This is a genomic window from Pseudomonas sp. FSL R10-0399, assembly GCF_009600165.1.
Classification (GTDB): domain Bacteria; phylum Pseudomonadota; class Gammaproteobacteria; order Pseudomonadales; family Pseudomonadaceae; genus Aquipseudomonas; species Aquipseudomonas helleri.
This window is the reverse complement of record NZ_WIWK01000281.1, coordinates 1-701: the sequence shown is the minus strand read 5'-3', so window position 1 is coordinate 701 and position 701 is coordinate 1. Positions and strand designations below refer to the sequence as shown.

The 701-nt window shown below is 51.5% G+C and carries 2 protein-coding genes; both read right to left on the bottom strand.

The genetic code is table 11. The features are described from left to right. Positions 1-243, bottom strand: a 243-nt coding sequence (locus tag GHO41_RS29440; RefSeq protein WP_153435363.1) for a hypothetical protein, incomplete at its 3' end; no start/stop codon positions are given. Further along, positions 243-701, bottom strand: a 459-nt coding sequence (locus GHO41_RS29435) for a replication/maintenance protein RepL (protein WP_153435362.1), incomplete at its 5' end; no start/stop codon positions are given. The genes GHO41_RS29440 and GHO41_RS29435, both read right to left, overlap by 1 nt.

Below are 701 nucleotides of genomic sequence, written 5' to 3'. Positions count from 1 at the left end.
CCCCCAACGAACTAACGGCTTGTCATGCAGGTCACGGCCTACAAGAATGCCGTATTGGGTACGTGGCTTTATTTCATCGATGAACTGCCTGAAATCAGGGCTGAGCAGTGATCCAGCCTCAAAGCAGTATTGGCCTGCTGCAACAGCACAAGCGATGCCCAATATGTCATCAAAACTGCTCAGGTCCTTGGCTTTGAAGGCGATCAGCGTTTTTCCGTTTTGTGGTCGTATATCCACGATCATCAGTTGAAATCCAAGTCAGTTTGGTCAGGTGGGGGCAGATCATCGGCGCCTAGAATCGGGCGTTCATCCCCATAGATCACTGGAACGGCTTTGAGCTTTTTCACTTGATCCCAGCCTTCTTCCTGCTCGCATTCATGGGCTACAACCGTTGCCGAGAAAACTGCCTTGCGCTGTCCAGCGGTGCCTGCGAACGCTATCTGCTCGTTGACCACATAGGTCGAGACGTTGCCGGTCTTGATCGTTTGAACAAACTGGTGATCCGCAAGGTACTTCACACCGCGTGAAATGGTCGCTCTAGACCTGTTCAGGATTTTGCAGAGGGTTACTTGAGATATCGTCACTGCGTTGGTGCCAATCTGCATGTTCTCCCTGATAACGCTGAACACCAAGGCTGCCGCTGGGTTGTCTCGCTGCATCGCTCTTAAGTTCTTTTCGGCGGCTCTACTCATCATGTAGTA